This window comes from Pedobacter paludisoli (assembly GCF_052344095.1).
Lineage (GTDB): Bacteria > Bacteroidota > Bacteroidia > Sphingobacteriales > Sphingobacteriaceae > Pedobacter.
Genome location: NZ_CP179926.1, coordinates 1,226,805 through 1,250,905, shown reverse-complemented (window position 1 = coordinate 1,250,905; position 24,101 = coordinate 1,226,805). Strand labels below are relative to the sequence as shown.

The following is a 24,101-nucleotide window of genomic DNA, read 5'->3' as shown; positions in this document are numbered from 1 at the left end:
CGCCCCCTTGAGGCAGCTTTTTCGCTCTTGGCAATCGCGCAAAACAAAAACGGTGGCGCTAGGTTTTGCTCTGGAATTATCTTGAAAACAATTTTTTCTTCCCTCACAAAACTGAATTGAACAAGGCTTGGCATTGCAAATTCGTATGTGTCTGCAACCGTTTTTATTTTTCTTCCGCTGCTAGGAGACGACGGACGTCCTTGGGTTTAAATAGTATAATGTTGAAAGGAACCTAGCATAACGCCTAATCTAAAGCACAATTTATAAACGCTTTCTAGGTTAGGCGTTATGCTGTCCGGCATGGCCGCAGCCGATGAGGCGTAAACTAAACTCCTTTTTATTTCCATTATCTTGTTAAGATGTGTCCACACGATAGCTTCAAAGGGGGAAATAGCCAGCGTCCAAACTGAAAACGTACATATCCTAGGCGTTTTGTCAGTGTCCCCCTTTTGAAGGGGGCAGGGGGGATGACAACAACTCAAATGCATCTTAATTATTAAAAATACAATTTCCGAACGCCTACTATTTAGGAAAAAATCTTCTCGAAATAAGGGTATTATTCAACTACATTGTATTGAAAATAAACATGTTGACTAAGAGTAAGTCATATAAAAAATTGTCGAACTCAGGTTGCTAAGAAATAACAAGTTTGCCGCTGGCAAAGCGATAAAGAAATCTCCTGCTTGATTAAATCCCATCTTACTAATCTATTAACACCTTAAGCAAATCACCAAGATAAATAGTAATTAGGTTTAACACGGAGTTTTTTTAACTATTGGTCGCTAACAAAAAATAAAAATCACGCAAACGTTTGTGTGTTTGAAATATAAAATAAATGCTTAGTTTGGCGAAATAAACTAAACACTAATTGAACGTATGAATCCCGCTGAAACACAAAAACGAACGGCTTTATTGCCAATGATTATTTGTTGTGCATTTTTTTTTATTTTAGGTTTTATAACTTGGGCGAATGGCTCATTAATCCCTTTTTCTAAAAGAGCCTTTAATCTGGAGTCTGATTTACAGGCATATTTGGTAACCTTTGCGTCGTACATTGCCTATTTCTTCCTAGCGTTACCAAGTTCATGGATTTTGAAAAAAATTGGTTTTCATAACGGTTTGGTTTTAAGTATTGTGGTTTTAGGACTCGGATCATTGATCTTTATTCCTGCTGCAGACAACAACAGTTACGTGTTATTCTTATTGGCTATTTTTGTTCAAGGATCAGGGATGGCATTATTACAAACAGCCGTAAACCCATATTTAAGTATTATTGGGCCAATTGATAGTGCTGCGGCACGTATTTCAGTGGCGGGTTTTTGTAATAAATGTGCTGGTATTTTAGCGCCAATTGTATTGGGTAAATTATTATTAAAAGGTGCAAACGCTGCTGAGGCAAAACTACAAGCAGCCACTTCTGCAATTGAAAAACAAGAAATCTTATCTGAACTATTGCATCAGTTACATTTGCCTTATATTTCACTGGCAGTTTTTTTAGGCGTGTTTGCGGTAATTTTAAAATTTGTGAAGCTTCCGGAAGTAAATCCTGAAGAAGATGTAGTGGATGCAACTGAGAAATCGAAAACCAGTATTTTTCAATATCCACATTTGTTTTTAGGAGCATTATCCATATTTTTCTGTGTGGCAGTAGAGGTAATGGCAGGAGATATTATTGGGACGTATGCCCGCGAGTTAGGCACTGTTCCGGCTATTTTTAGAGATAATGCAACGGCATTTACCTTAGGATTTATGTTAATTGGTTATTTAATTGGGATGATTACTATTCCAAAATATGTGAGTCAACCACTAGCTTTGCGTATTTGTACCATTGTAGGAATAACATTTACCTTATTATCGGTGTTTACAACGGGGATCATTTCGTTCTGGTTTGTTGCGCTATTAGGATTTGCAAACTCTTTAATGTGGCCTGCAATTTTTCCACTTGGCATTAAAGGATTAGGTAAATTTACTAAGACAGGTTCTGCGATTATGATTATGGGGATTGCCGGTGGTGCCATTTGGCCATTAGTTTACGGCTTTTTGAAAGATGAGTTGCACATCGATTTCCAACATGCATTTTTATTCACCATGGTTCCTGCGTATTTATACATTATATATTTCTCTATTAAAGGCCACAAAGTGGGATTAAAAATCAAATAATAGCAAACAAAAAAACTAGAACAAAAGCCCATTCAGAAATGATTGGGCTTTTGTTGTTTTTACCATAAGCCACTAGCGATTTTAAATCATGTAGGATTCTTGAAAACCTACAACTTAAAATATAAAACTTAGATAAATTTTCACTTAATTTGACAATTATATAAGCCTAAGCAATGCTAGTGCTCTTAACCCAAAAAATTACATGAACAAAGCTATTTTTTTAGATCGAGACGGTGTTTTAAATCAAGAACTGTACGATTACATCACCCGCGTAGAAGATTTTAAAATTCTAGAATACCAAATTCCGGTTTTAAAGAAGTTCTTTGATGCGGGATATTTGTTAATTGTGATAACCAACCAGGGTGGCATTGCATTACAACGTTATAGTGAAGAAGAATTAGCCATTATGCATGAAATGCTGCGTATGGCTTTTAAGAAAAAAGGTGCAGAAATTGCTGCTTTTTATTATTGTCCGCATCACCCAACAGTAGGAGGCGAGTGTAAATGCCGTAAACCGAAATCGGGGATGTTGTTAGATGCAATTGATATGTTCGATATTGATCCGGCGCAATCGGTGATGATAGGCGATAAACCTCGCGATGTGGAAGCCGCTAATGGGGCAGGAGTGAAAGGAATTCTTATTCAACCTGATGAGCAAATAAGTTATGAAGCCATTCAAGAAATGCTCCAATCCTAAAGATAAGTTGTTAAAACAAAAAGGTCCGAATCAACGTTGATTCGGACCTTTTTTATGGGGTAATTTTTGCTTATTTACCAGCTGCTTTTGCGTGATCAGCTAAGAAAGTAGCTAAACCGCTGTCAGTTAATGGGTGCTTTAATAAGCCTACAATAGCTGCTAAAGGAGCTGTAATTACATCTGCACCAAGTTTAGCACAGTTTACAATGTGTAATGGTCCGCGAATAGAAGCTGCTAAAATTTGCGTTTCGTATCCGTAGTTATCAAAAATTGTTCTGATGTCTTCAATTAAAATTAAGCCATCGTTAGAAATATCATCTAAACGACCTAAGAATGGAGAAACATACGTTGCACCTGCTTTTGCTGCTAGTAACGCTTGACCAGCAGAGAAAATTAAGGTACAGTTTGTTTTAATGCCTTTCGAGGTGAAATATTTAATCGCTTTTAAGCCATCTTTAATCATTGGCACTTTTACCACGATTTTTGGGTTTAAGGCCGCTAAAGCTTCACCTTCTTTGATAATTTCTTCGAAAGTAGTAGAAATTACTTCTGCGCTTACGTTATCATCAACAATATCACAAATCGCTTTGTAGTGGTTCAATACATTTGCATCGCCTGTGATACCTTCTTTAGCCATTAGGCTAGGGTTGGTGGTTACACCATCTAAAATGCCAAGATCTTGAGCCTCTTTAATTTGAGCAAGATTAGCTGTGTCAATAAAAAATTTCATGCTGTTTAAATTCTTAGTATGATTATTAGGTTTTTTAAGCTAGGAATCCCTGAAGAATTTGAATTCCCCCCTCAGGGGATTTGGGGAGTTAAAAAAAGGGCAAGCACCTTCTATCGCACCGCTACAACCTTCTACCCTTGCTGTGTTCCCACCCTGGGGGAGTTCAAAGGGAGCTGGTCGTAAAAGACTTGCCCGGCACAAAGGTAGAAAAAGAAGCTGTTATACAAAATCTATTTCTTGTTTTTTTAAGCAATATTCCTTATCTTACTGATTGCTAAATTAATAAAATGCAACTGAGCTAAAATTATCCTAAAAAATCCCCATTTCGTTTAAGCTTTTCATACCTTTCTCAGATATTGCTTTTATATATAAATGCCAATTTTACATATGAAATAGGCTTTTGGCGTCTAAAAATCAAGTTTTTTAATTAAAATGATTAAAAATTACCTATTTCAATATTGGTAAAATTTATAGTGATATTTTGATGATATGTTAATTTATAGAATATAACTTGCGTATAAACTAAAATAATTCTAAAAATTATATCAACTCTGTAATTTGAAATATTTTTTCCATAGCTTAGTGTTTCCTATACACTAACAAACTAACGAGCAAATAATGAAACCAACCAGTGGATTGTACGATGCGCAATTTGAACACGATGCCTGCGGTATTGGGTTTGTTGCACATGTGAAAGGGCGAAAATCGCATCAGATTATCTCTGATGCATTAACCATTTTAGAAAATTTAGATCACCGAGGCGCGTGTGGAGCTGAACCAAATACCGGCGATGGTGCAGGTATTATGATCCAAATCCCTCATGAATTCTTCTACGACGAATGCTTAAAAGCAGGCTTTAGCTTACCTGAAACCAATAATTATGGGGTAGGGATGCTTTTTATGCCAAAAGATATTCGCTCTAGAGAAGAATGCCGCGAATTAATTTATCGGGCTGCTGAAAAACTTGGATTAGAGGTTCTGGGTTTTAGAAAGGTAGATGTTGATACAACTGATATCGGTCAAATGGCACTTTCCGTAGAGCCTGAAATTGAGCAAGTTTTTATTGCTCGTCCGTATGAAATTGCACCTGGTGCCGATTTCGAACGCAAGCTTTATGTTTTCAAGAACTACTTAATTAAAACCATTTTTAACACCGTTAACGGTGGTAAAGATTTTTATGTAGTTTCGCTTTCCGCACAAACCATCATTTATAAAGGTCAATTAACGTCTTTACAAGTACGTTCATATTTTAAAGATTTAAACGATAAGCGCATGGTTTCGGCCTTGGGCTTAGTGCACTCGCGCTTTGCAACCAACACATTCCCGTCTTGGCGTTTAGCTCAACCGTTCCGTTTTATTGCGCACAATGGTGAGATTAATACCTTGCAAGGAAACTTAAACTGGTTCAGAGCAGGGGTTAAATCATTCGCTTCGCCTTATTTTACTGCTGAAGAATTGGATATGCTTTTGCCGGTTATCGATGAAAGTAACTCAGATTCAGGTTGTTTAGATAATGTGATTGAATTGTTAATGCATGCAGGTAGAAGTTTGCCGCATGTTTTAATGATGTTGGTACCAGAAGCTTGGGATGGGAACGAAGATATGGATCCTGTTAAACGGGCATTCTACGAGTTCCACGCTACTTTAATGGAGCCTTGGGATGGTCCGGCGGCTATTGCGTTTACCGATGGAAAATTAATCGGTGCAACCTTAGATCGTAACGGATTACGTCCTTCTCGCTATGCAATTACGTCTGATGACCGCGTCATTATGGGGTCTGAAGCAGGTGCATTGGCAATCGATCAAAGTACAGTAATTGAAAAGGGTCGTCTAACTCCAGGAAAAATGTTTGTTGTAGACATGGAGCAAGGACGAATCATCAGTGATAATGAAATTAAACAAAAAGTATGTGGTAAAAGTGCATACGGAGATTGGATCAATCAATATCAAATCCGTTTAGAAGAATTGCCTGAACCACGCTTGATGTTTACAGGCCTTTCTAGCGAATCTATTTACAAGTATCAACAAGTATTTGGCTATAGCAGAGAAGATGTTGATCTTTTGCTGAAACCGATGGCAATTGATGGAAAAGAGGCAATTGGTTCAATGGGTACCGATACGCCTTTAGCGATTCTGTCAAAACAGTCGCAGCATTTATCATCGTATTTCAAGCAATTATTTGCACAAGTAACCAATCCCCCAATCGATCCAATTCGTGAGAAAGTGGTGATGAGTTTGGCGAGTTTCATGGGAAGCATGGGAAATCTTTTAGAAGAAAACCCAAAACAAGCACATTGTGTGGCTATTAAGCATCCTATTTTAACTAACCAAGAGTTAGAAAAATTAAGAAGTATTGATACCGGTGTTTTCCAGGCGAAAACCTTACAAACGTATTTTAGAGCCGACGGTAAACCGGGATCAATGGCTAAAGGTTTGGATCGTTTGTGTCGTTATGCAGTAGATGCGGTAGAAGACGGTTTCCAGGTAATTGTACTTTCTGATAGAGCAATCGATTCAGAACACGCTGCAATCCCTTCATTATTAGCTGTTTCGGCTGTTCATCACCATTTGATTCGTAAAGGATATCGTGGCGCTGTAGGTTTGGTAGTAGAAGCAGGTGATGCGTGGGAAGTACACCATTTCGCAACTTTAGTAGGTTTTGGTGCAACCGCTGTAAATCCTTATTTAGCTTTAGAAACCATCGGTGGTTTTGCTGAAGAATCAGGCTTGACGAACGAAAAATTAACGAAAAACTATATCTACGCCATTAATAACGGCTTGTTAAAGATTTTCTCTAAAATGGGAATTTCTACATTACAATCGTATCAAGGCGCGCAAATCTTCGAAATCTTAGGGTTAAACAAACAAGTGGTAACCAACTACTTTACTGGAGCGGTATCACGCATAGGCGGATTAGGATTAGACGAAATTGCAACGGAAACATTAATTAAACACCACCGTAGTTTTGGTCCAATGACCCAAACGGATAATTTATTACCTGCAGGAGGTGTCTATAAATACCGTCGTCGTGGAGAACAACACTTGTTTAATCCGCAAACCATTCACTTGTTACAAAACGCAACGCGTAAAAATGATTACGGTATCTTTAAACAATATTCGAAACTGGTAAACGAGCAAACAAAACATGCCTATACCATTCGTGGCTTGTTCGATTTTAATTATTCACGTACACCGGTTTCATTGTCAGAGGTAGAATCAACAGAATCGATTTTAAAACGTTTTGCAACGGGTGCCATGTCGTTTGGTTCGATATCGCACGAAGCCCATTCTACTTTGGCAATTGCCATGAACCGTATTGGTGGAAAAAGTAATACCGGCGAAGGTGGTGAAGATGAAATGCGTTACACCAAATTACCAAATGGTGATAGCATGCGTTCAGCGATTAAACAAGTAGCTTCTGCACGTTTCGGGGTAACCAGTTATTACCTGACCAATGCTGATGAATTACAAATTAAAATGGCGCAAGGTGCTAAGCCGGGAGAAGGTGGGCAATTACCAGGCGATAAAGTAGATGACTGGATTGCTAAAGTGCGTCACTCAACGCCAGGGGTAGGTTTAATTTCTCCTCCACCGCATCATGATATTTACTCTATTGAAGATTTAGCGCAGCTAATTTTCGATTTGAAAAATGCCAATCGCCAAGCGAGAATCAATGTGAAGTTGGTTTCAAAAGCAGGCGTAGGAACCATTGCTGCAGGGGTAGCAAAAGCACATGCTGATGTTATTTTAGTTTCAGGTTTCGACGGTGGAACGGGGGCATCACCTTTAACGTCTATCCAGCACGCAGGTTTACCTTGGGAGCTTGGCTTAGCAGAGGCGCACCAAACCTTGGTGAGAAATAAATTGCGTAACCGTATTGTATTACAAACGGATGGTCAGTTGAAAACCGGAAGAGATATTGCCATTGCAGCTTTATTAGGAGCAGAAGAATGGGGTGTAGCAACAGCAGCTTTGGTAACTTCAGGATGTATCATGATGCGTAAATGTCACTTGAACACCTGTCCGGTAGGGGTTGCAACCCAAGACCCAGAATTGAGAAAATTATTCTCTGGAGATGCAGATCACGTGGTAAACTTATTTTACTTCTTAGCGGAAGAATTACGTGAAATAATGGCCGAATTAGGTTTCAGAGCCATTCATGAAATGATTGGTCAAGCAGATATGTTAAAAGTACGCGAAATCCCTGAAGAGGATTGGAAACTGAAACACATTGATTTATCGGCTATTTTATACAAAGCAGAAGACAATGGTTTGCCTCAGTTCAATACAGAAGAGCAAGATCATGGTTTAGCAGCAGTGTTGGATCATCAACTTATTGCCGCAGCAAAACCGGCGATTGAAAACAATGAGCCTGTGTTTGCGACCTTCGATGTGAAAAATACCGATCGTGCAATTGGAACCATGTTGTCGAACGAAATTTCTAAAGTTCATTTAGGTGCAGGTTTGCCGCCTGATACCATTAACTTTAAATTTAATGGTTCTGCCGGCCAGAGCTTTGGTGCCTTTAACACGCGTGGTGTAACCTTGTCGTTAGAAGGTGAAGCTAATGACTATGTAGGAAAAGGTTTATCGGGTGCGCGTTTAGCCATTTATCCTTTTGGAAATTCAACTTTTATCCCTGAGCAAAATATCATTATTGGTAACGTGGCACTTTACGGAGCAACTTCGGGCGAGCTTTTCGCAAGAGGAAAAGCCGGTGAACGTTTCGCGGTGCGTAACTCGGGAGCAACGGCGGTTGTAGAAGGTGTGGGTGATCACGGCTGTGAATACATGACTGGTGGAGAAGTGTTAATCTTAGGTGATACAGGTAGTAACTTTGCTGCCGGAATGAGTGGCGGTGTGGCCTGGATTTACGATGTAAGCAAAACTTTTGCGCGTAAATGCAACAAAGAAATGGTCGATTTAGATCCGTTAATGGAAGAAGATGAAGAAAGAATTTTAGCTTTGCTAAAAACACATATCAGGCTGACTGATAGTAAAGTAGCTGAATTCATCTTAAGTGATTGGAAAACGCAATCAGCACATTTCATTAAAGTATTCCCGAAAGAATACAAAGCGGTTTTAAACAAACGTTCACAACAAGTAAAAACACACTAAGCCATGGGAAAAGTAACAGGATTTCAAGAATACGATAGAGTTGCGCCAGGAAGAGAAGAGGCTAAGACTCGTGTTAATCACTACGGCGAATTCATCATTGAATGGCCAAAAGAAGAATTAAATAAACAAGCTGCACGTTGTATGGATTGTGGCGTTCCTTTTTGTCAATCGGGATGTCCACTTGGAAACGTAATTCCTGAATTTAACGATGCCGTTTATCAAGGGAGATGGGAATTGGCTGCCAATATTTTGTTAAGCACCAACAATTTTCCAGAGTTTACCGGTAGAATTTGTCCGGCACCTTGCGAATCAGCCTGTGTGTTGGGGATTAATCGTCCACCGGTATCCATTGAAGAGATTGAAAAAAATATCATTGAAATTGCCTTTGAAAAGGGCTTTATCAAAGCGAAAGCGCCTTTAATTCGCACAGGAAAAAAAGTTGCTGTAATTGGCTCTGGTCCTGCGGGTTTGGCTGCTGCAGCTCAACTAAATAAAGCAGGCCACGAAGTGGTTGTTTTTGAGCGCGATGACGCAGCAGGAGGTTTATTACGGTATGGAATTCCAGATTTTAAATTACAAAAAGATGTGGTAGACCGTCGTATCGCTTTGATGGAAGAAGAAGGTATTGTGTTTAAATACAATGCCAATGTGGGCGAGAATGTAGAAATCAGTACGTTATTGCGCGATTATCAAGCAATTGTATTGGCTGGAGGATCAACCATTCCACGTGATTTGGGTATCACAGGTCGCGAGGCAAAAGGTGTTCATTTTGCGATGGACTTCTTAAAGCAACAAAACAAACGCGTATCGAACCGCGAAGTAAATGGAGAGGACATCATGGCGACTGGAAAGAACGTAATTGTAATTGGTGGGGGTGATACAGGTTCCGATTGTATTGGGACGTCGAATCGTCACGGTGCAAAATCGGTAACCCAATTTGAGATTATGCCAATGCCGCCTACCACACGTACCACCAACATGCCATGGCCAAGCTATCCGATGTTGTTGAAACATACCTCTTCGCACGAAGAAGGTGCAGAAAGAGCATGGAGCGTGAATACAAAAGAGTTTATTGCCGATGAAAATGGTAATTTAAAAGCGTTAAAAGTGGTTGATGTAGAATGGGAAATTGACGCCATTGGTCGTCCGGTTTCATTTAAAGAAGTTCCAGGTACGGAGCGCGATTTACCTTGCGAGTTAGTGCTTTTAGCTATGGGTTTCTTACATCCACAAAAACAAGGCTTATTGGAGAAACTAGGGGTAGAATTGGATAATCGCGGAAACGTGAGCGCTCCGGAAAGTACCTATCAAACCAATATCAATAAAGTTTTTGCAGCAGGCGATATGCGTCGTGGTCAATCATTGGTTGTTTGGGCTATCTCGGAAGGCCGAGAAACTGCCCGTAAAGTAGATGAATACTTAATGGGAACTACCAAATTAGCATCGAGAGATGCCATTGCTTACGCTTAAAAACAGGTTAAATATTTATTTAAAAAAGGTCGTGATGAAAATTGCGGCCTTTTTTTGGATAGAAATTTTCTTATATCACCTTTGAGGCAATCAGATTCTAACTTGGTAAATTCTTATAGACTGAGTTTTGTGTCCTTCTTGATTTTGTTTCCCGACTTTTTCCCCTTTTTTATCCAAATTAAAAAACCGGTTACTGGTAAAGTAGCGGCGATAAGGCCGGCAAAAAGTGCCAATAGCTTACCAAAAAATCCTAAAACACTTCCGGTATGTAAATCGTAATTGAGTGTAATTAGCTTTGATGTTAACGTAGCACCAGCCATTGGATCTTTCGTTTGAAGTAATTTACCATTGTACTGATCGAAACGGTATTGTACGCGATCATATAAGTGCTTATTGCTTTGATAGGCAGTAAGATTAATGGTTCCACTCTTGGCGCTTGGAAAATTATATAAGAAATAAGCAGTTTTAGGTGATTTTTCGAGGGCTTCCGCTACTATCCTGCTAGCCATAGCCTTGGTTTCAAGTGTCGTATCTGAAAGTATTTTTGATTTTTGCTCGCTGGTTAATTCAAAAGACCAAGCAAGGCCCGTTAGCGCTACAACAAGCAAGGGAATGAGTGTGTAAAAACCAAAAACATTATGGAAATCGTAATTGAGTCTTTTAAATTTACTGTTCCATTTGATAGTTAAACTTTTTTTCAGTTGTTTCGCTTTCCATTTTTTTGGCCACCAAAGGACTAATCCCGAAAGCAACAATAAACCAAAGCAAACAGTAGACCATCGAACAATAAAGTGTCCAATTCGATCGCCTAACAAAAGATTCATATGAAGCGCAAGTGTAACGTTAAAAAATTCTTTACGGGCATCTTCTTTAAATAGTACTTTTCCGGTGTAAGGATCAATATATACTTTTACGTAATAGACATAGTAATTCCAATAACCGATTGCATCTTTATTAATTTTTAAAGCCCTGAACATGTAGCTGCGATTCGGTTGCTGTGATAGTTCGGCTCGTGTAATTTTATAACGATCGCCGAGAGCATGATTGGCTTGTTCAAAAAGTATATCCAAAGGGATCTTTTCTTGATTCGGTATGGGACTTACAAAACGACGATCCTTATAAACGATATCTTTTATCTCATCTGAAAAGGAATAGATAGCGCCAGTGAGACCCAATATTAACACCACTAGCCCGGAACCTAATCCGAGCCAGAGGTGTATTTGTTGTATGATTTTTTTAAATTTCAAGGTTAGAATTTAAATGTTAAACCTGCAACAACCGTTCTAGGAGGTTGTGCGCTCAAAGTGCCTTGACCTGTAAAATAAAGTTCATCAGTTAGGTTGTCCACTTTCACACCAATACGGTATTTTGGTCTATCGTAAAATAGGGTAGCGGTTACAAGTGTATAACTAGGCAATGTAAATACGCCTGTTACAGCCGAATTTCCAGTCAAATGTTCGCCAATGTAATTTACGCCAACACCAGCACCCAAACCTTTGCAATTCCCGTTAGATATGGTATAACTAACCCATGAGTTAAATAACTGTGCGGGACCTGCCGAAGCTGGACGACGGCCTTCTAAGGCTACTGTAGATTTGGTTAACTTGCTATCATTGTAACCATAACCCGCAATAATGTTAAGCCCTTCAATTGGGTTAGCAATTAATTCTAATTCAACACCTTTGCTTTTTTGCGTTCCATTTTGAACAGTTACGACATAATTGGTTCCACCTACATTTACCTCTTCTGTACGCGTCATGTTGCTTACTGAGATATCGTAATAACTTGCTGTGAAACTCAATTTTCCACTGAAAAGATCGGTCTTAATACCGCCTTCATACTGATTCGCTTCTTGTGGTTTAAGTGTGCCCGAAACATTCGAGCCAGCAGGTTGCGTAACAGGAGCTAAGTTAGAAAAACCATTCATGTAATTACCAAAAATAGAGATACGATCGGGTAGAATTTGATACACCAAACCAACTTTTGGTGAGAAGGCGGTTTGCTTATATTCAGAGTTAATAATCACGCTGTTTGTAGCTTGATTTATTGTACCACGGTTTTGGAAACGATCAACACGTAAACCTACGGAAGCCATTAATCCATCTGTAATATTTAACACATCTGAAACATAAGCACTGTATACGTTGCTTTTTGTTCTGTTCTTAGTAGGTGCAGCGGTCGAGGCAGCAAGTCTGGCTTCGACAGCTGATTTTGATATTTTAACATAATTAGGGTCAGCCGGATTAAGTCCGCTAACATTATCGAAAACGATGTAAGGAGAGTTGCTGTTGTTAATCGTTTGACCCAGATAATCTACTCCCACCACCATACGGTTACGTAAGCCTAATACCTTAAAATCGCCAATGAAGTTTTGTTGTAAATCGGTTGCCGTATTTACGGTGTTTTGAAGCGATACATTTCTTTCTAACATTTCATCACTGGTAGCTCCTCTAAGGAAGTTGTATACATAAAAACCATCCGAACGACGTGAGTTTGTTGAGTATATGGTTTGCGAGTTCCAACTGTTAGAGATTTTATAGTTGATTTGTCCCTTAACGTTTACTGTTGGGTTTTTCATCACTAAATCATTGCTTGTAAATGAACGACTCCAATCAAAATTTAGTTCTGATGGGGTAGTAGCGATATATGGGCGTACGCGGTTAAGGAATATGGTAGATGGACTGGTGCCTTCTAATTCGTAGAAGCTTGAAGTTAAGCTAATATTCAATTTTTCGTTCACGCGATATTCCAATGTTGGTGCAAAAAACATCGATCTTCTAAAACCAGCATCTTGAAAACTGTTCTGATTTTGGTAAGCTGCATTTACGCGGAAAAGCAATTTTTTATCTTTGTTTACAGGACCATAAACATCCGCACTTAGACGGTTTAATCCATAACTACCCGTGGTATAGTTCACTTCTCCACCAAAATAATCTAATGGTTTTTTGGTAACAATATTAATTAGTCCTCCAAAAGAAACTACAGCGCCGCCAAAAAGTGTACCCGATGGTCCTTTAAGTAATTCTACACGTTCAATGTTAGCAGGATCCATCTCTCCATTAGTTTGCGAAGGAACACCATCTACAAAGGCAGCTTCTGTTCTAAAACCACGTATGGTATAATAAGATGCACCATCGCTATTGATCCCTCTATTGTTTTGGATTTTATAAACTCCGGGCGAATTTTTCAAGGATAAGCTGAATTCTGTAACCATCTGTTCCGTTAACAATGTTTTAGGAATCGTAGTATAAATCTGCGGATTTTCTAAGTTGCCCAAAGGCATTTTTGCCGAGGTAGTTGTTTTTTTTACTGAAAACTTATTAATCACACCGCCATTAATTACAACTTCTTCTAATTGTTCGTTGTTTTCTGATAGCGTGAAGTTTTGTACTTGCGTTTCACCTTCTTTTAAGGTAATTTCTCGACTTTGCGGAAGTAAGCCAACGTAGCTTGTAAGGATCGTGTAGTTGCCAGGTTTTAAATCTTTAATTAAATAATTTCCTTTGGCGTCTACTTGAGCTGTTTTACCGCCTTTGATAAGCACGGTTACGAATTCTGCAGGTATTCCATCATTGGTTTTAACGGTTCCTTTAACGCTTGCACTGCCATTGCTTTGTTGAGCAAAACTGGTTAGTTGGCCTAAAAGCAAACAGAAGGCGAGGACCACTTTAAGTGTGGATTTTGTTTTTAAGGTACGGATTTTGTACATACTTTTTAACTTGTTGGTTGATGCTTAATTAATTAACAACGCCCGGTGTAAAGGTTTGGCGACTAGGACACTGGGCTTTTATTTTAAACACGCTTTAACCACGTTTAAAATTTTGCCAAAGGTAAGTTATTAATTGGACTAATTCTAAATAATGTTAAACTTCTGTACCCGATTTTTTACTGAAATTTTCAGCAAACAAACAAGAGGTTTAGAACCTTAATGGATTTAAGAAATAAGTGTTCAGGATTTTTAAAAACAGGAAGAATAATTTGTTTAGATCCTAATAGTATTTTCTTTATGGGAAAACCTTTCTATAAGTTGTGAAATAAAATCCACAGAAGTTGCAGGTGCATTTCTTGAATCGCTATGCTGAAATAGAACATAATTACAAAATAAGCGACACTGCTTAAAAGTATGGATGTGTTAAATTGAAGGGAGCGTTATATAGAACGTTGCTCCAGTACCCAATCCATCGCTTTTAGCCGAAATAGATCCCTTATGCATGTCTACAATCATATTTGCAATAAACAACCCCAGTCGAGTGCCAGTTTCCTGGTGGGGATTAGAAATAGATGAAAATTTGGTGAAAATTTTACTTAAATCTTCTTGTCTAATGCCTTCACCTTCATCCCGCACTGCTATCGTTAGGGAACTGTCTTCTTGTTGTATTCCTAGGTGGATCGTTTTGTGAGGAGCTGAAAATTTAATAGCGTTGTTCATTACGTTTTTAAACGCGAGAAAGAGTTTATCCGCATCGGCTTGAATGGAAAGGTCTCCATCTGCTTGAATGGCAACTGTCAAATCTTTCTTGTTTAAAATAGGACTAAAGTAATCAATTACGGCATGCAGAGTTTCTTGGATATTTACGGTCGCTTTTTGCAGCTTAATTACTTCATGCTCTACTCTAGCAGCACTCAGAAGCAAGTTAAGATTGTCTATCATCCGCTTTGCGCTCACATGAATTTTATCGGCAATCATAGGAGTTTTATCGCTGTTGCCTAATTTGTTTAAAAGCTCCGACTGTAATAAAATGCTGGTCATGGGGTTTTTTAAATCGTGTACCAGTACACGTAAACGGTCATCGTAAATTCGAATGGTTTCTCGTACGGCCAAAGCTTGCTCTAGGCTATCAATGAGTAAACTACTGATCAATTTCAAGCTATGTAAGCTGTTTTCGCTGAAGGGGATGGGATTAAAATCTTTTACGCCAAGGAATCCCACAACAATACCTTCCGGACTTACAAGGGGATAGGCCAGGTAGAAGTCATCCGCATGATGAAAAATGACACTTTCTGGATCGCTTACGAGCATTTTTAACTCTTCCATTTCATTGGTTTCTACTTCTCCATTACGAGTTCTCAAAAGGATCCTTTCTCCTTGAAAAAAAACTACATAGGAAGCAGTACATGCAAATTGTGCTAAAAGTAGGGAGGCAAACGTATCGAAAGCTTTTGTCAAACCCGGATCTAAAACTTCATATGCATCAAGTTTTTGAGCAAATACCAACTGTTGGTTTGGTTGCGGATTGTGGGGTTGAGATGGAAGCGACATGTTTGGAATTTTAACAAATGTGAGCATTAATCATGAGTATAAAAATACTATAACAAAAAAATGACTCAAGCAATTTTAATGATATTGAGCAGGCATATGCGTGATTGTTTGATTTCTATTGATTCTGCTAAAAAGCATCAAACTTCTCATATATTTGGCTAAAACATACCACAAAATATTATTTGTTTATTTTATTTAATAATCAGTATTTCATTTAGTTACACTTATTTAAGTGAACTGTTTATGAAAATAAAACGAGTCTTTCTATGCCTGAAACACACATTTTTACGAAATATTATTTTGAATTATATAATATGTTACTGTGAATCAATAAGTTGTTAATATTGATGTCGCTTGTATGCTTCGGTAAAGTCTTTGCGCATATCTTTAAAGCGTTCCACTACGGTGTTTATAAAATCCTCATCTAAAATTTCAAATACATCGTTTACGCCTCCTCCACTTAAATCAAGTTCAGCTAATTTATAGCTCTGCTCGAAGGTTCCTTGCTCGAACTTGATAATGTACTTTTGGTTCATTGAAAAGATGGTGATTTTACATGCTGGGTGCGGAAGTTCTGCTACTACTCTCATTTTTGATTGGATTTCTTAAGGAAAACAATTTTCTGGGTCAAAAATACACAAAAGTATATAGTTCGCATGTTGGACGGTGATTAAGTAAAAAACAGGTCAACGTAAACAACATCATTAAACTTTTAACTATGAACAATTTAAAATAACTTTGAAGCTTTCAGGAAAATTTAAACGCTAATTTCACATGGCTGAAGACTTAATTATCAATAAAACACTCAGCAAGACTGAGCAGTATACTTCAATTATCCCTCAAATAGCTTCTTTGTTGGAGGGGGAAACAGATTTTGTAGCCAATATGGCGAATGTTGCTGCTGCGCTCAAAGAACAGTTTAATTGGTTTTGGGTAGGTTTTTATTTGGTTAAGAATGAGGAATTGGTTTTAGGTCCATTTCAAGGTCCGGTGGCCTGCACCAGAATCCGTAAAGGAAAAGGAGTGTGTGGTGCTTCATGGGAGCAGAAACAAAGTATTGTTGTTCCGGATGTAGATGCCTTTCCAGGACACATCGCTTGCGCTTCGGCTTCGCGTTCGGAGATTGTTTTGCCTTTAATGAAAGGTGATGACGTTGTTGGCGTGCTCGATGTAGATAGTGAACATTTAAATCATTTTGATGATATTGATAGTCTTTATTTAAAGCAAGTTATCGATATTTTAATGAAGTAAAACTTTAAGTATTGAAGCTTTCCAAAGAATATTATCTTCATCAGGATGTTGTTTTTCTTGCAAAGGATTTGCTTGGGAAAGTTTTGTGTACACAAATTAATCAGGAATTAACTGTAGGCATCATTGTAGAAACGGAAGCTTATTTTGGTGTCGAGGATAAAGCCTCGCATGCTTTTGGCGGGCGACGAAGCCAGCGCACGAAGGTTATGTATGCTGAGGGAGGTGTAAGTTACGTGTATCTCATTTATGGCTTGCACTCTCTTTTCAATATTGTAGTTTCTGCTAAAGATGTTCCAAATGCTGTTTTGATACGTGCGGTAGAACCTATAGAAGGTTTAGATGTGATAGAAAGACGTCGAAACATGAAAATTACCAACAAAGCAATTTCATCAGGACCCGGTTCGGCAGCCAAGGCGCTCGGGATTAATCGTGATGTAAATGGTGTTCAATTAACTGGAGATGCTGTTTGGTTAGAGGACAGAGGAATTTATTTTACTGACGAACAGATTGGGGTAGCCAGTCGCGTGGGGATTGCGTATGCGCAGGAACATGCACTTTTACCTTTGCGTTTTTTCGTTAAAGGGAATAAATATGTTAGTAAGCCCAATCTTCCTTGATAAAATAACACAACATACACACAAATATAAAGAAGGAAAAAGCTTTAAAAGGCCAATTGTTGTAAGCGATAGGAAGATTAAAGGCTTTTTTATTAATTTTGAAACAATGAATTTTGAAAACAATTTAGCATTTGCACAAGCACTCGACGCCAAAGATTCTTTACGTGAATTTAGAAGTCAGTTTTTATTTCCAAATCATAAAGGAAAATATTTTATCTATCTGTGTGGTAATTCGTTAGGATTGCAACCTAAAGTATCTGAGCAGGTAATGAAAGTGCAGTTAAATAATTGGGCGAATTACGCGGTGGAGGGTTGGTTTGATGGAAATGAGCCATGGATGTTCTACCATAAGGAGCTAAAAAAGTTAATGGCTCCGATTGTGGGGGCGTCTGCAACTGAAGTATGTCCAATGAATACCTTAACCGTGAATCTTCATTTGCTGATGGTTAGTTTTTATCAACCAAAAGGAAAACGGTTTAAAATCATCATGGAAGGAGGCGCTTTTCCGTCTGATCAGTATGCGATTGAAAGCCAGGTGCGTTTTCACGGTTTCGATCCAAAAGAAGCGATTATAGAGGTTTTTCCTAAAGAAGGAAGCGAAACTCTTGAAACAGCAGATATACTGGCTGAGATCAATGCAAATCGTGATGAAATAGCCTTGGTATTATTTGGAGGGATTAATTATTATACTGGTCAATGGTACAACATGGAGGCGATTACCAAAGCTGGACATGAGATAGGTGCCTTGGTAGGTTGGGATTTGGCGCATGCAGCTGGTAATGTGCCCTTGCAATTACACGATTGGGGAGTAGATTTCGCTTGCTGGTGTTCGTATAAATATCAAAATTCAGGACCGGGCGGCATCAGTGGTGTTTTTGTGCACGAAAAACATTTCACTAACACAAGCTTAAATCGCTTCGCAGGATGGTGGGGATATCAGGAAGAAACACGTTTCAAAATGGAAAAGGGTTTTGTACCAGAGATGGGAGCTGATGGTTGGCAGGTGAGTTGTACACAGGTAATGCCGATGGCTTTGTATCATGCATCGCTTCAAATTTTTGAAAAAGCAGGGTTTATTGAGCCTTTGCGGAATAAAAGTATTTCTTTGACTGGTTATCTTTATTTTATTATAAATGAGGTAAATAAGGAGTTGGGTTTTGAGCAATATAAAATTATTACTCCTTCGGATTCGAAAGATCGCGGAGCGCAATTATCCATTATCGCCCTGAAAAATGGAAAACAAGTTTTTGATGGATTAATGGCAAATTATGTACTAGGCGATTGGCGTGAACCGGATGTTATCCGTTTGAGTCCTATTCCTTTATATAATTCATTCGAAGATATTTATTTAACTGGACAAGCACTTTTAAAAGTAAGTAATGACATCTTAAAATAAACCCTGTATACCTATGATCAATTATAACTCAAAAGCTTGGTTTGCTTTTATTTTTCACTTTCATAAATCGGATACTATCAGGCAATTGTGGCCAATCATATTAATTGTAGCCATTTTTTCTGGTGGAATTGCCTATTTAGAATTGGAAGTATTTCATCTTTCAAAGAACAGTTATGTCACTAACTTAGGGATGATGCATACAGCCTTGAGCATGGTGATTTCGCTATTATTGGTGTTCAGAACAAGTAGTGCATATGATCGTTGGTGGGAAGGGCGCAAGCTTTTGGGTTCATTGGTAAATGTGAGTCGTAATTTTGCCATGAAAGTAAAGGCGTTAAATCTCCCAGAAGAGGATATGCGTTTTTATGAATATGGTATCCCAAAGTATGGCTTTGCGCTCAAAGAGCATTTGCGCGAAAAGAAGTATTTTGGTAAAAATAGCTTATTAATTGAGGTAGAAGAAGGAAAGCATATTCCGAATCAAATCGCTTCAAGCATGATTACTAGGATGTATGAGTTGCATAGAAAGGGTTTGGTTTCTGCCGAACAACTAATCTTCTTAACCACTGATTTGAACCAGTTTACGGATATCTGCGGAGCCTGTGAACGTATTCGAAATACCCCAATACCTTTCTCATATAGCACGTTTATTAAGAAGTTTATTTTTACCTATGTTGCTACGCTTCCTATTGGCTGGGTATTTAATTTGGGGTACTCGGTAATCTTTATTGTACCTTTTATTTTATACGTTTTGGCAAGTTTAGAGCTGATTGCGGAAGAAATAGAGAATCCTTTTGGTTACGATGCCAATGATCTTCCAGTAGATAAAATTACAGCGAATATCGAGAAGCATGTAGAAGAGATTTTTAGTTTACCTTCACAAAAATAAGAATGCTGATACCAATAGCTTGGCATCCTTTATTTGCACATCCTTTGCCAGAAGGGCATCGATTTCCGATGTTGAAATACGAACTTATTCCCGGGCAGTTATTACATGAGGGGATCATTGCTCAGGAGAATCTTTTTCAGCCGACCCAAGCAGAAGAAGCTGTTATTCTGTTAACGCATGAAGCGCACTATTGGACTCAACTTAGGGATTTAATATTGCCGGCTAAAGAACAACGCAGAATTGGTTTTCCGTTAACAGCGCAATTGGTTGAGCGTGAAATACGCATTGCCCAAGGAACCATTGATGGTGCGGTGCAAGCTTTTGAAAGTGGAATTGCTTTTAATGTAGCGGGTGGTACGCATCATGCAGGCAGTAATTGGGGGGAAGGATTTTGTTTACTGAATGATCAAGCGATTGCTTCTAATTATTTGTTGTATAAAGGATTGGCTAAGTCTATCTTAATTATTGATTTAGATGTGCATCAAGGCAATGGTACCGCAGAAATCTTTGCAAAGGAAGATAGGGTTTTCACTTTTTCGATGCATGGCGATAAGAATTTCCCTTTTAGAAAGGAAATTTCAGATTTAGATATTCCGTTAAATGATGGGGTTGCAGACCATGCGTACTTGGCTCTTCTCGAAGAAAATTTACAGCTTGTATTTGATAAGCAAAAGCCTGATTTTGTATTTTACCTATCTGGAGTAGACGTTTTAAGCAGCGATGCATTGGGTAAGCTCGCACTCAGTAAGGCAGCCTGCAAAGAACGCGATCGTATGGTCTTAAGTGCCTGTAAAGTGCATCGAGTTCCTGTACAAGTTAGCATGGGCGGTGGTTATTCAACGGATATCCGGGATATAGTGGAAGCGCATTGCAATACATTTAAAGTCGGATTTGATATTTTTGGCTCCTAAAATCTGGCCCTGTTCTTTTTGTGACAAAACAATTCATTTTCCTACCTTCGCAGCATGCTGGAAATTATTTATCAAGACGACCACCTCATTGCTATTAATAAACCTCACGGTTTGTTGGTGCATCAATCATCCATTGCAAGAGATGCAACCGAATTTGCTTTACAAATGTTACGTGATCAGGTTGGTAAACACGTGAGCCCTGTGCATCGCCTCGATAGAAAGACCAGTGGTGTGTTATTATTTGCTTTCGATAAGGCTACTGAAATAGCTATGCAACAGCAGTTTATGAATGGCGAGACCAATAAAAAATATCTAGCACTTCTGCGCGGATATACCCCAGATACTCAAGAGATTGATTATCCCTTAGCGAAAGATAACGGTGTTATGCAAGAAGCTTTCACCCAATATAGAACGCTTCAGCGGGCAGAAATTCCCGTTCCCTTTGGAAAGCATAGTACCTCACGATATTCCTTTGTTGAAGCAAATCCTACAACGGGCAGAATGCATCAATTGAGAAGACATTTTAGCCATATTTTACACCCAATCATCGGCGATCGTACGCATGGCTGCAACAAACAAAATAAATTGTTTTTTGAAAAATGGGATATGAGCACCATGTTGCTTCATGCTTCTGAGCTAAGTTTTTCACACCCAGTAAGTTCAGAGCATATTCATCTTCAAGCAAATCTTCATGAAGAGTTCATACGCATGCTTAATCTCATGAAAATAAATCTCTAGCACAATTTTTGTAAAAAAGTGGTGTTTATAAACATATATGAAACCATTTTTCCGTTTTACATCGCTGGCTTGTATCCTAACGTTAGCCAGTTGTTCTTCTGCTTATTTACCAAACGTGCCCAATACGCCCATGTTGAGTCAGAAAGGCGAATTTAGTGCTGCTGCGCATGTCTCTTTTAAAGGAAATGTGAATATCAATGGCGCGTATGCCGTAGCCAATCACATTGGTTTAATTGCCGGTGGTTCAGCTATGAATTATCATTCGGAAAGCAAAGATTTAAAACACAGAAATATAGAAATAGGTGGTGGCTATTTTACCACTTTCGGATCAAATAAAGCACGTATTTTAGAGGTATATGCAGGTGTAGGAAAGGGTTCGAGTGATATGCTGTTTCGTGATTTTGACAAGGACGTTTTAGTGAGCTCCGAACTTCAAGAGGTGGATTACCGCAAAACCTTTATTCAACTTAATTTTAGCTCCGATAAAAATAACCACCTAAAATTGTTTGGCGCCAATATTCCCATTAGTTACGGAACGGCTTTGCGCTTAACCAATGCCAAAATGGACCGCATGTTTTTAAATAGCGTGGTTCAACCGAAAGAAAGCAATATTTTCTTTGAGCCCGTGTTTTTCACGCGGATGGCACTAAGCAAAAATTTCCAGCTCCAATACACCACCAGCACAACCATTGGCTTACAAAGTCGCAAATACTTAAATGCCGGTAATTCTATTTTTACGATAGGAGCGGTTTTAAATCTTGGCAATAAACCGCACTAAATTTTAACAATGCGGTTGTAGAAATTAAGGTTTAAGATTCAACACTTGCTTTTAGCGCCTTTGTTTTGTTTTGAAAACGAAGAAATAGCAATATAGAGGAGGTTAATAAACCCAATGTTAAGCCATACCAAATGCCATTAGCTCCCCAACCCAATTGAATTCCTAAAAGATAACCAATGGGAATACCCACTACCCAATAGGCTAGAAAGGTGATAAATGTTGGAATATTCACATCACCTAAGCCACGTAAAACACCTAATCCCACTACTTGTGTGCCGTCGAACAATTGAAAAAAACCAGCAATAATTAATAATTGCGCCGCTAAAGAAACCACCGATGCATCGGAAGTGAAAATAAATGGTAAAAATTGGTTGCCAAAAATAAAAATCAATGCAGTAAAGGCCATGAACAATAAAACTACGTGGTAACTAGCAATAGCCGATTTACGGAGATCATCAAAATTTCTTTTCCCAAAATTGTTACCTGTTTTAATGTTCGCTGCCGAAGCAACTCCTGTAGCCAACATGTAGGTAAAAGAAGCGAGAGAAAGCGCAGTGAAATGGGCCGCTTGCTGGATAGGGCCAATGGTTCCAATAATTAACCCCGAGCCACTAAAAGCACTAATCTCAAAAATATATTGCATAGCAACCGGTGCGCCTAATTTGATAATTTGTTTTGTGATGCTTTTATTAAACGCGCCAAACTTGAATTGTTGCAGGTATTGCTTAAAATTAATGGATTTAAAGACATAAATACCCATGACAGTGGCCATTAAGCAGCGATCGATTAAGGTACTTAAACCAACACCTTTAGCACCCATCGGCGCAAAACCAAACATTCCTTTTACAAAAATAATACCCAAAATAACGTTGATGACATTCCCCCAAATGGAAATGTACATGGCCTGTTTGGTAAAACCCAAACCTTCGCTAAATTGCTTGAAAGTTTGAAATATCATCACCGGAATGATGGATAAACCTAAATATTTTAAGTAGGGCTTTGCGTGTACGACAACTTCTTTTGCCTGACCCAGGTTATCAATTACAAATGCCGAGGCGATATAAACCAAACCATACAACAATATGCCAGAGGCGATGTTAATAAGCAAACTATTAGCAAGAAGTTTACCACATTGATTATAATTCTTACGGCCGTTCTCTTGTGCAATTAAAGGTGTTAAACCGTATGAAATCCCTAAACCTAAAACTAAAATCAGGATAAAAACGCTGTTCACTAAAGATACAGCCGCCAATTGGTTGGTGTCGGCAAAATGGCCCACAATTATTCCATCAGCCAGTTGTACCAGCGTATGCCCCAATTGTGACACCACAATGGGTAAAGCAAGATGTAGGTTTTCTTTATAATAAGGCTTGTATTTTACGAAAAGGGTAGATAGCATAGCGCACAAAGGTCGTCATTTTACGACTATTGCAAAAACAATGCTTCAATAAATTATTTCACAGCTGTGAAATACTGTTCTTTTTCGTTGGTATGCGCCTGAATAACATGGGTTAAAATAAGATTGACCAATATTTTTTGTGTTTTACGAAAAGAGCTTCTTAATAATTTGCTGTATTGTTTCAAGGTGATGGTTTCATGAATTGATAGGTACTCCAAAAGTTTTTTTTCGTTATCTGAATAAGAAATTAAAACACCGGCATCTTCATGTTCTTTCTTTAAAACATCGACAATAATTTTACTCGCGAGTACCGTTTTATCATCGATACGGATGTATGCCCACCATTTTTTGTTTTCATCCATTGCATAATGAGGCTTGGTGTCGCTTTGCGGAATAGTTACTGCCAAAACCAATTTATCATCGACATAAATTTCTTCAAAAAATGGTTCAATTGCCGGTTTACACAGTTGATGCGCAGCAGTTAAAATCATGTATTTTTCTTCCTCTTCCGATTTCACCCCTTTAATCGTTCCGTCATCGGCCACGCCAATTAATAGTTTACCCCCTTTATTATTCGCAAAGGCAACCAAACTTTTGGCTATTTTTTCGGAATTGGTAATGGTTTTCTTAAAATCGAGCGTTACGCCTTCGCCTTGTAGGATTAAACTTTTAATACTGGGCATATTC

General features: G+C 38.5%; 18 protein-coding genes and 1 other RNA gene. 11 read left to right on the top strand and 8 right to left on the bottom strand.

Translation table 11 applies throughout. The annotated features are described in order from the left end of the window. Positions 1-876: 876 nt before the first annotated feature. Both ACJVDK_RS04965 and ACJVDK_RS04960 read left to right on the top strand, forming a co-directional pair. Positions 877-2,160, top strand: coding sequence for a sugar MFS transporter (locus ACJVDK_RS04965; protein ID WP_443939189.1), 1,284 nt, complete (start codon positions 877-879; stop codon positions 2,158-2,160). 202 nt (positions 2,161-2,362) lie between these two features. Then, entirely contained in the window at positions 2,363-2,857 is a 495-nt protein-coding gene (locus ACJVDK_RS04960) for a D-glycero-alpha-D-manno-heptose-1,7-bisphosphate 7-phosphatase (protein ID WP_443939188.1), read from the top strand. Positions 2,858-2,927: 70 nt separating this feature from the next. Here ACJVDK_RS04960 and fsa read toward each other — a convergent pair whose 3' ends face one another. Continuing rightward, on the bottom strand, positions 2,928-3,587 hold the full coding sequence (fsa, locus tag ACJVDK_RS04955; protein ID WP_443939187.1) for a fructose-6-phosphate aldolase: 660 nt from the start codon (positions 3,585-3,587) through the stop codon (positions 2,928-2,930). Between the two features lie 94 nt (positions 3,588-3,681). After that, an RNA gene (ffs, locus tag ACJVDK_RS04950) (signal recognition particle sRNA small type) lies at positions 3,682-3,781 on the bottom strand. A gap of 424 nt (positions 3,782-4,205) precedes the next feature. Here ffs and gltB point away from each other — a divergent pair. Together gltB and ACJVDK_RS04940 are read left to right on the top strand one after the other, a co-directional pair. Further along, entirely contained in the window at positions 4,206-8,705 is a 4,500-nt protein-coding gene (gene gltB / locus ACJVDK_RS04945) for a glutamate synthase large subunit (RefSeq protein WP_443939186.1), read from the top strand. A 3-nt stretch (positions 8,706-8,708) separates the two neighbouring features. After that, positions 8,709-10,175, top strand: coding sequence for a glutamate synthase subunit beta (locus tag ACJVDK_RS04940; protein ID WP_443939185.1), 1,467 nt, complete (start codon positions 8,709-8,711; stop codon positions 10,173-10,175). Positions 10,176-10,288: 113 nt separating this feature from the next. Here ACJVDK_RS04940 and ACJVDK_RS04935 read toward each other — a convergent pair whose 3' ends face one another. The 4 genes from ACJVDK_RS04935 to ACJVDK_RS04920 form a co-directional block, all read right to left on the bottom strand. Then, on the bottom strand, positions 10,289-11,422 hold the full coding sequence (locus ACJVDK_RS04935; RefSeq protein WP_443939184.1) for a PepSY-associated TM helix domain-containing protein: 1,134 nt from the start codon (positions 11,420-11,422) through the stop codon (positions 10,289-10,291). A 2-nt stretch (positions 11,423-11,424) separates the two neighbouring features. Further along, complete coding sequence (locus ACJVDK_RS04930) at positions 11,425-13,884, bottom strand: TonB-dependent siderophore receptor (protein WP_443939183.1); 2,460 nt, start codon at positions 13,882-13,884, stop codon at positions 11,425-11,427. A gap of 423 nt (positions 13,885-14,307) precedes the next feature. Then, complete coding sequence (locus ACJVDK_RS04925; protein ID WP_443939182.1) at positions 14,308-15,462, bottom strand: sensor histidine kinase; 1,155 nt, start codon at positions 15,460-15,462, stop codon at positions 14,308-14,310. Between the two features lie 311 nt (positions 15,463-15,773). After that, positions 15,774-16,025 carry a hypothetical protein gene (locus tag ACJVDK_RS04920; protein WP_443939181.1) on the bottom strand — a complete coding sequence of 84 codons (252 nt, stop codon included), beginning with the start codon at positions 16,023-16,025 and terminating at the stop codon, positions 15,774-15,776. Between the two features lie 184 nt (positions 16,026-16,209). Here ACJVDK_RS04920 and ACJVDK_RS04915 point away from each other — a divergent pair, with 184 nt between their 5' ends. The 7 genes from ACJVDK_RS04915 (at position 16,210) to ACJVDK_RS04885 (ending at position 22,015) form a co-directional block, all read left to right on the top strand. Then, positions 16,210-16,686, top strand: coding sequence for a GAF domain-containing protein (locus ACJVDK_RS04915; protein WP_443939180.1), 477 nt, complete (start codon positions 16,210-16,212; stop codon positions 16,684-16,686). An 11-nt stretch (positions 16,687-16,697) separates the two neighbouring features. After that, positions 16,698-17,303: a DNA-3-methyladenine glycosylase gene (locus ACJVDK_RS04910; protein WP_443939179.1), complete on the top strand. Its 606-nt coding sequence runs from the start codon at positions 16,698-16,700 to the stop codon at positions 17,301-17,303. Positions 17,304-17,409: 106 nt separating this feature from the next. Then, positions 17,410-18,699, top strand: a complete 1,290-nt coding sequence (gene kynU / locus ACJVDK_RS04905; protein ID WP_443939178.1) for a kynureninase — start codon at positions 17,410-17,412, stop codon at positions 18,697-18,699. Between the two features lie 13 nt (positions 18,700-18,712). Then, a complete protein-coding gene (locus ACJVDK_RS04900; RefSeq protein ID WP_443939177.1) occupies positions 18,713-19,588 on the top strand; it encodes a bestrophin family protein in 876 nt (291 codons plus the stop codon). Positions 19,589-19,593: 5 nt separating this feature from the next. After that, positions 19,594-20,499 carry a histone deacetylase family protein gene (locus ACJVDK_RS04895; protein WP_443940026.1) on the top strand — a complete coding sequence of 302 codons (906 nt, stop codon included), beginning with the start codon at positions 19,594-19,596 and terminating at the stop codon, positions 20,497-20,499. A gap of 54 nt (positions 20,500-20,553) precedes the next feature. After that, complete coding sequence (locus tag ACJVDK_RS04890) at positions 20,554-21,237, top strand: pseudouridine synthase (RefSeq protein WP_443939176.1); 684 nt, start codon at positions 20,554-20,556, stop codon at positions 21,235-21,237. Between the two features lie 37 nt (positions 21,238-21,274). Beyond that, positions 21,275-22,015 (top strand): hypothetical protein, encoded by a 741-nt coding sequence (locus tag ACJVDK_RS04885; protein ID WP_443939175.1) that lies wholly within the window; start codon positions 21,275-21,277, stop codon positions 22,013-22,015. A 31-nt stretch (positions 22,016-22,046) separates the two neighbouring features. Here the strand turns inward: ACJVDK_RS04885 and ACJVDK_RS04880 are convergent, their stop codons facing one another. Continuing rightward, the gene (locus ACJVDK_RS04880) at positions 22,047-23,414 is read right to left on the bottom strand and encodes an MATE family efflux transporter (protein ID WP_443939174.1); all 1,368 of its coding nucleotides are present in this window, start codon (positions 23,412-23,414) and stop codon (positions 22,047-22,049) included. 53 nt (positions 23,415-23,467) lie between these two features. After that, positions 23,468-24,097: an AlbA family DNA-binding domain-containing protein gene (locus ACJVDK_RS04875; RefSeq protein WP_443939173.1), complete on the bottom strand. Its 630-nt coding sequence runs from the start codon at positions 24,095-24,097 to the stop codon at positions 23,468-23,470. Positions 24,098-24,101 lie beyond the last annotated feature (4 nt).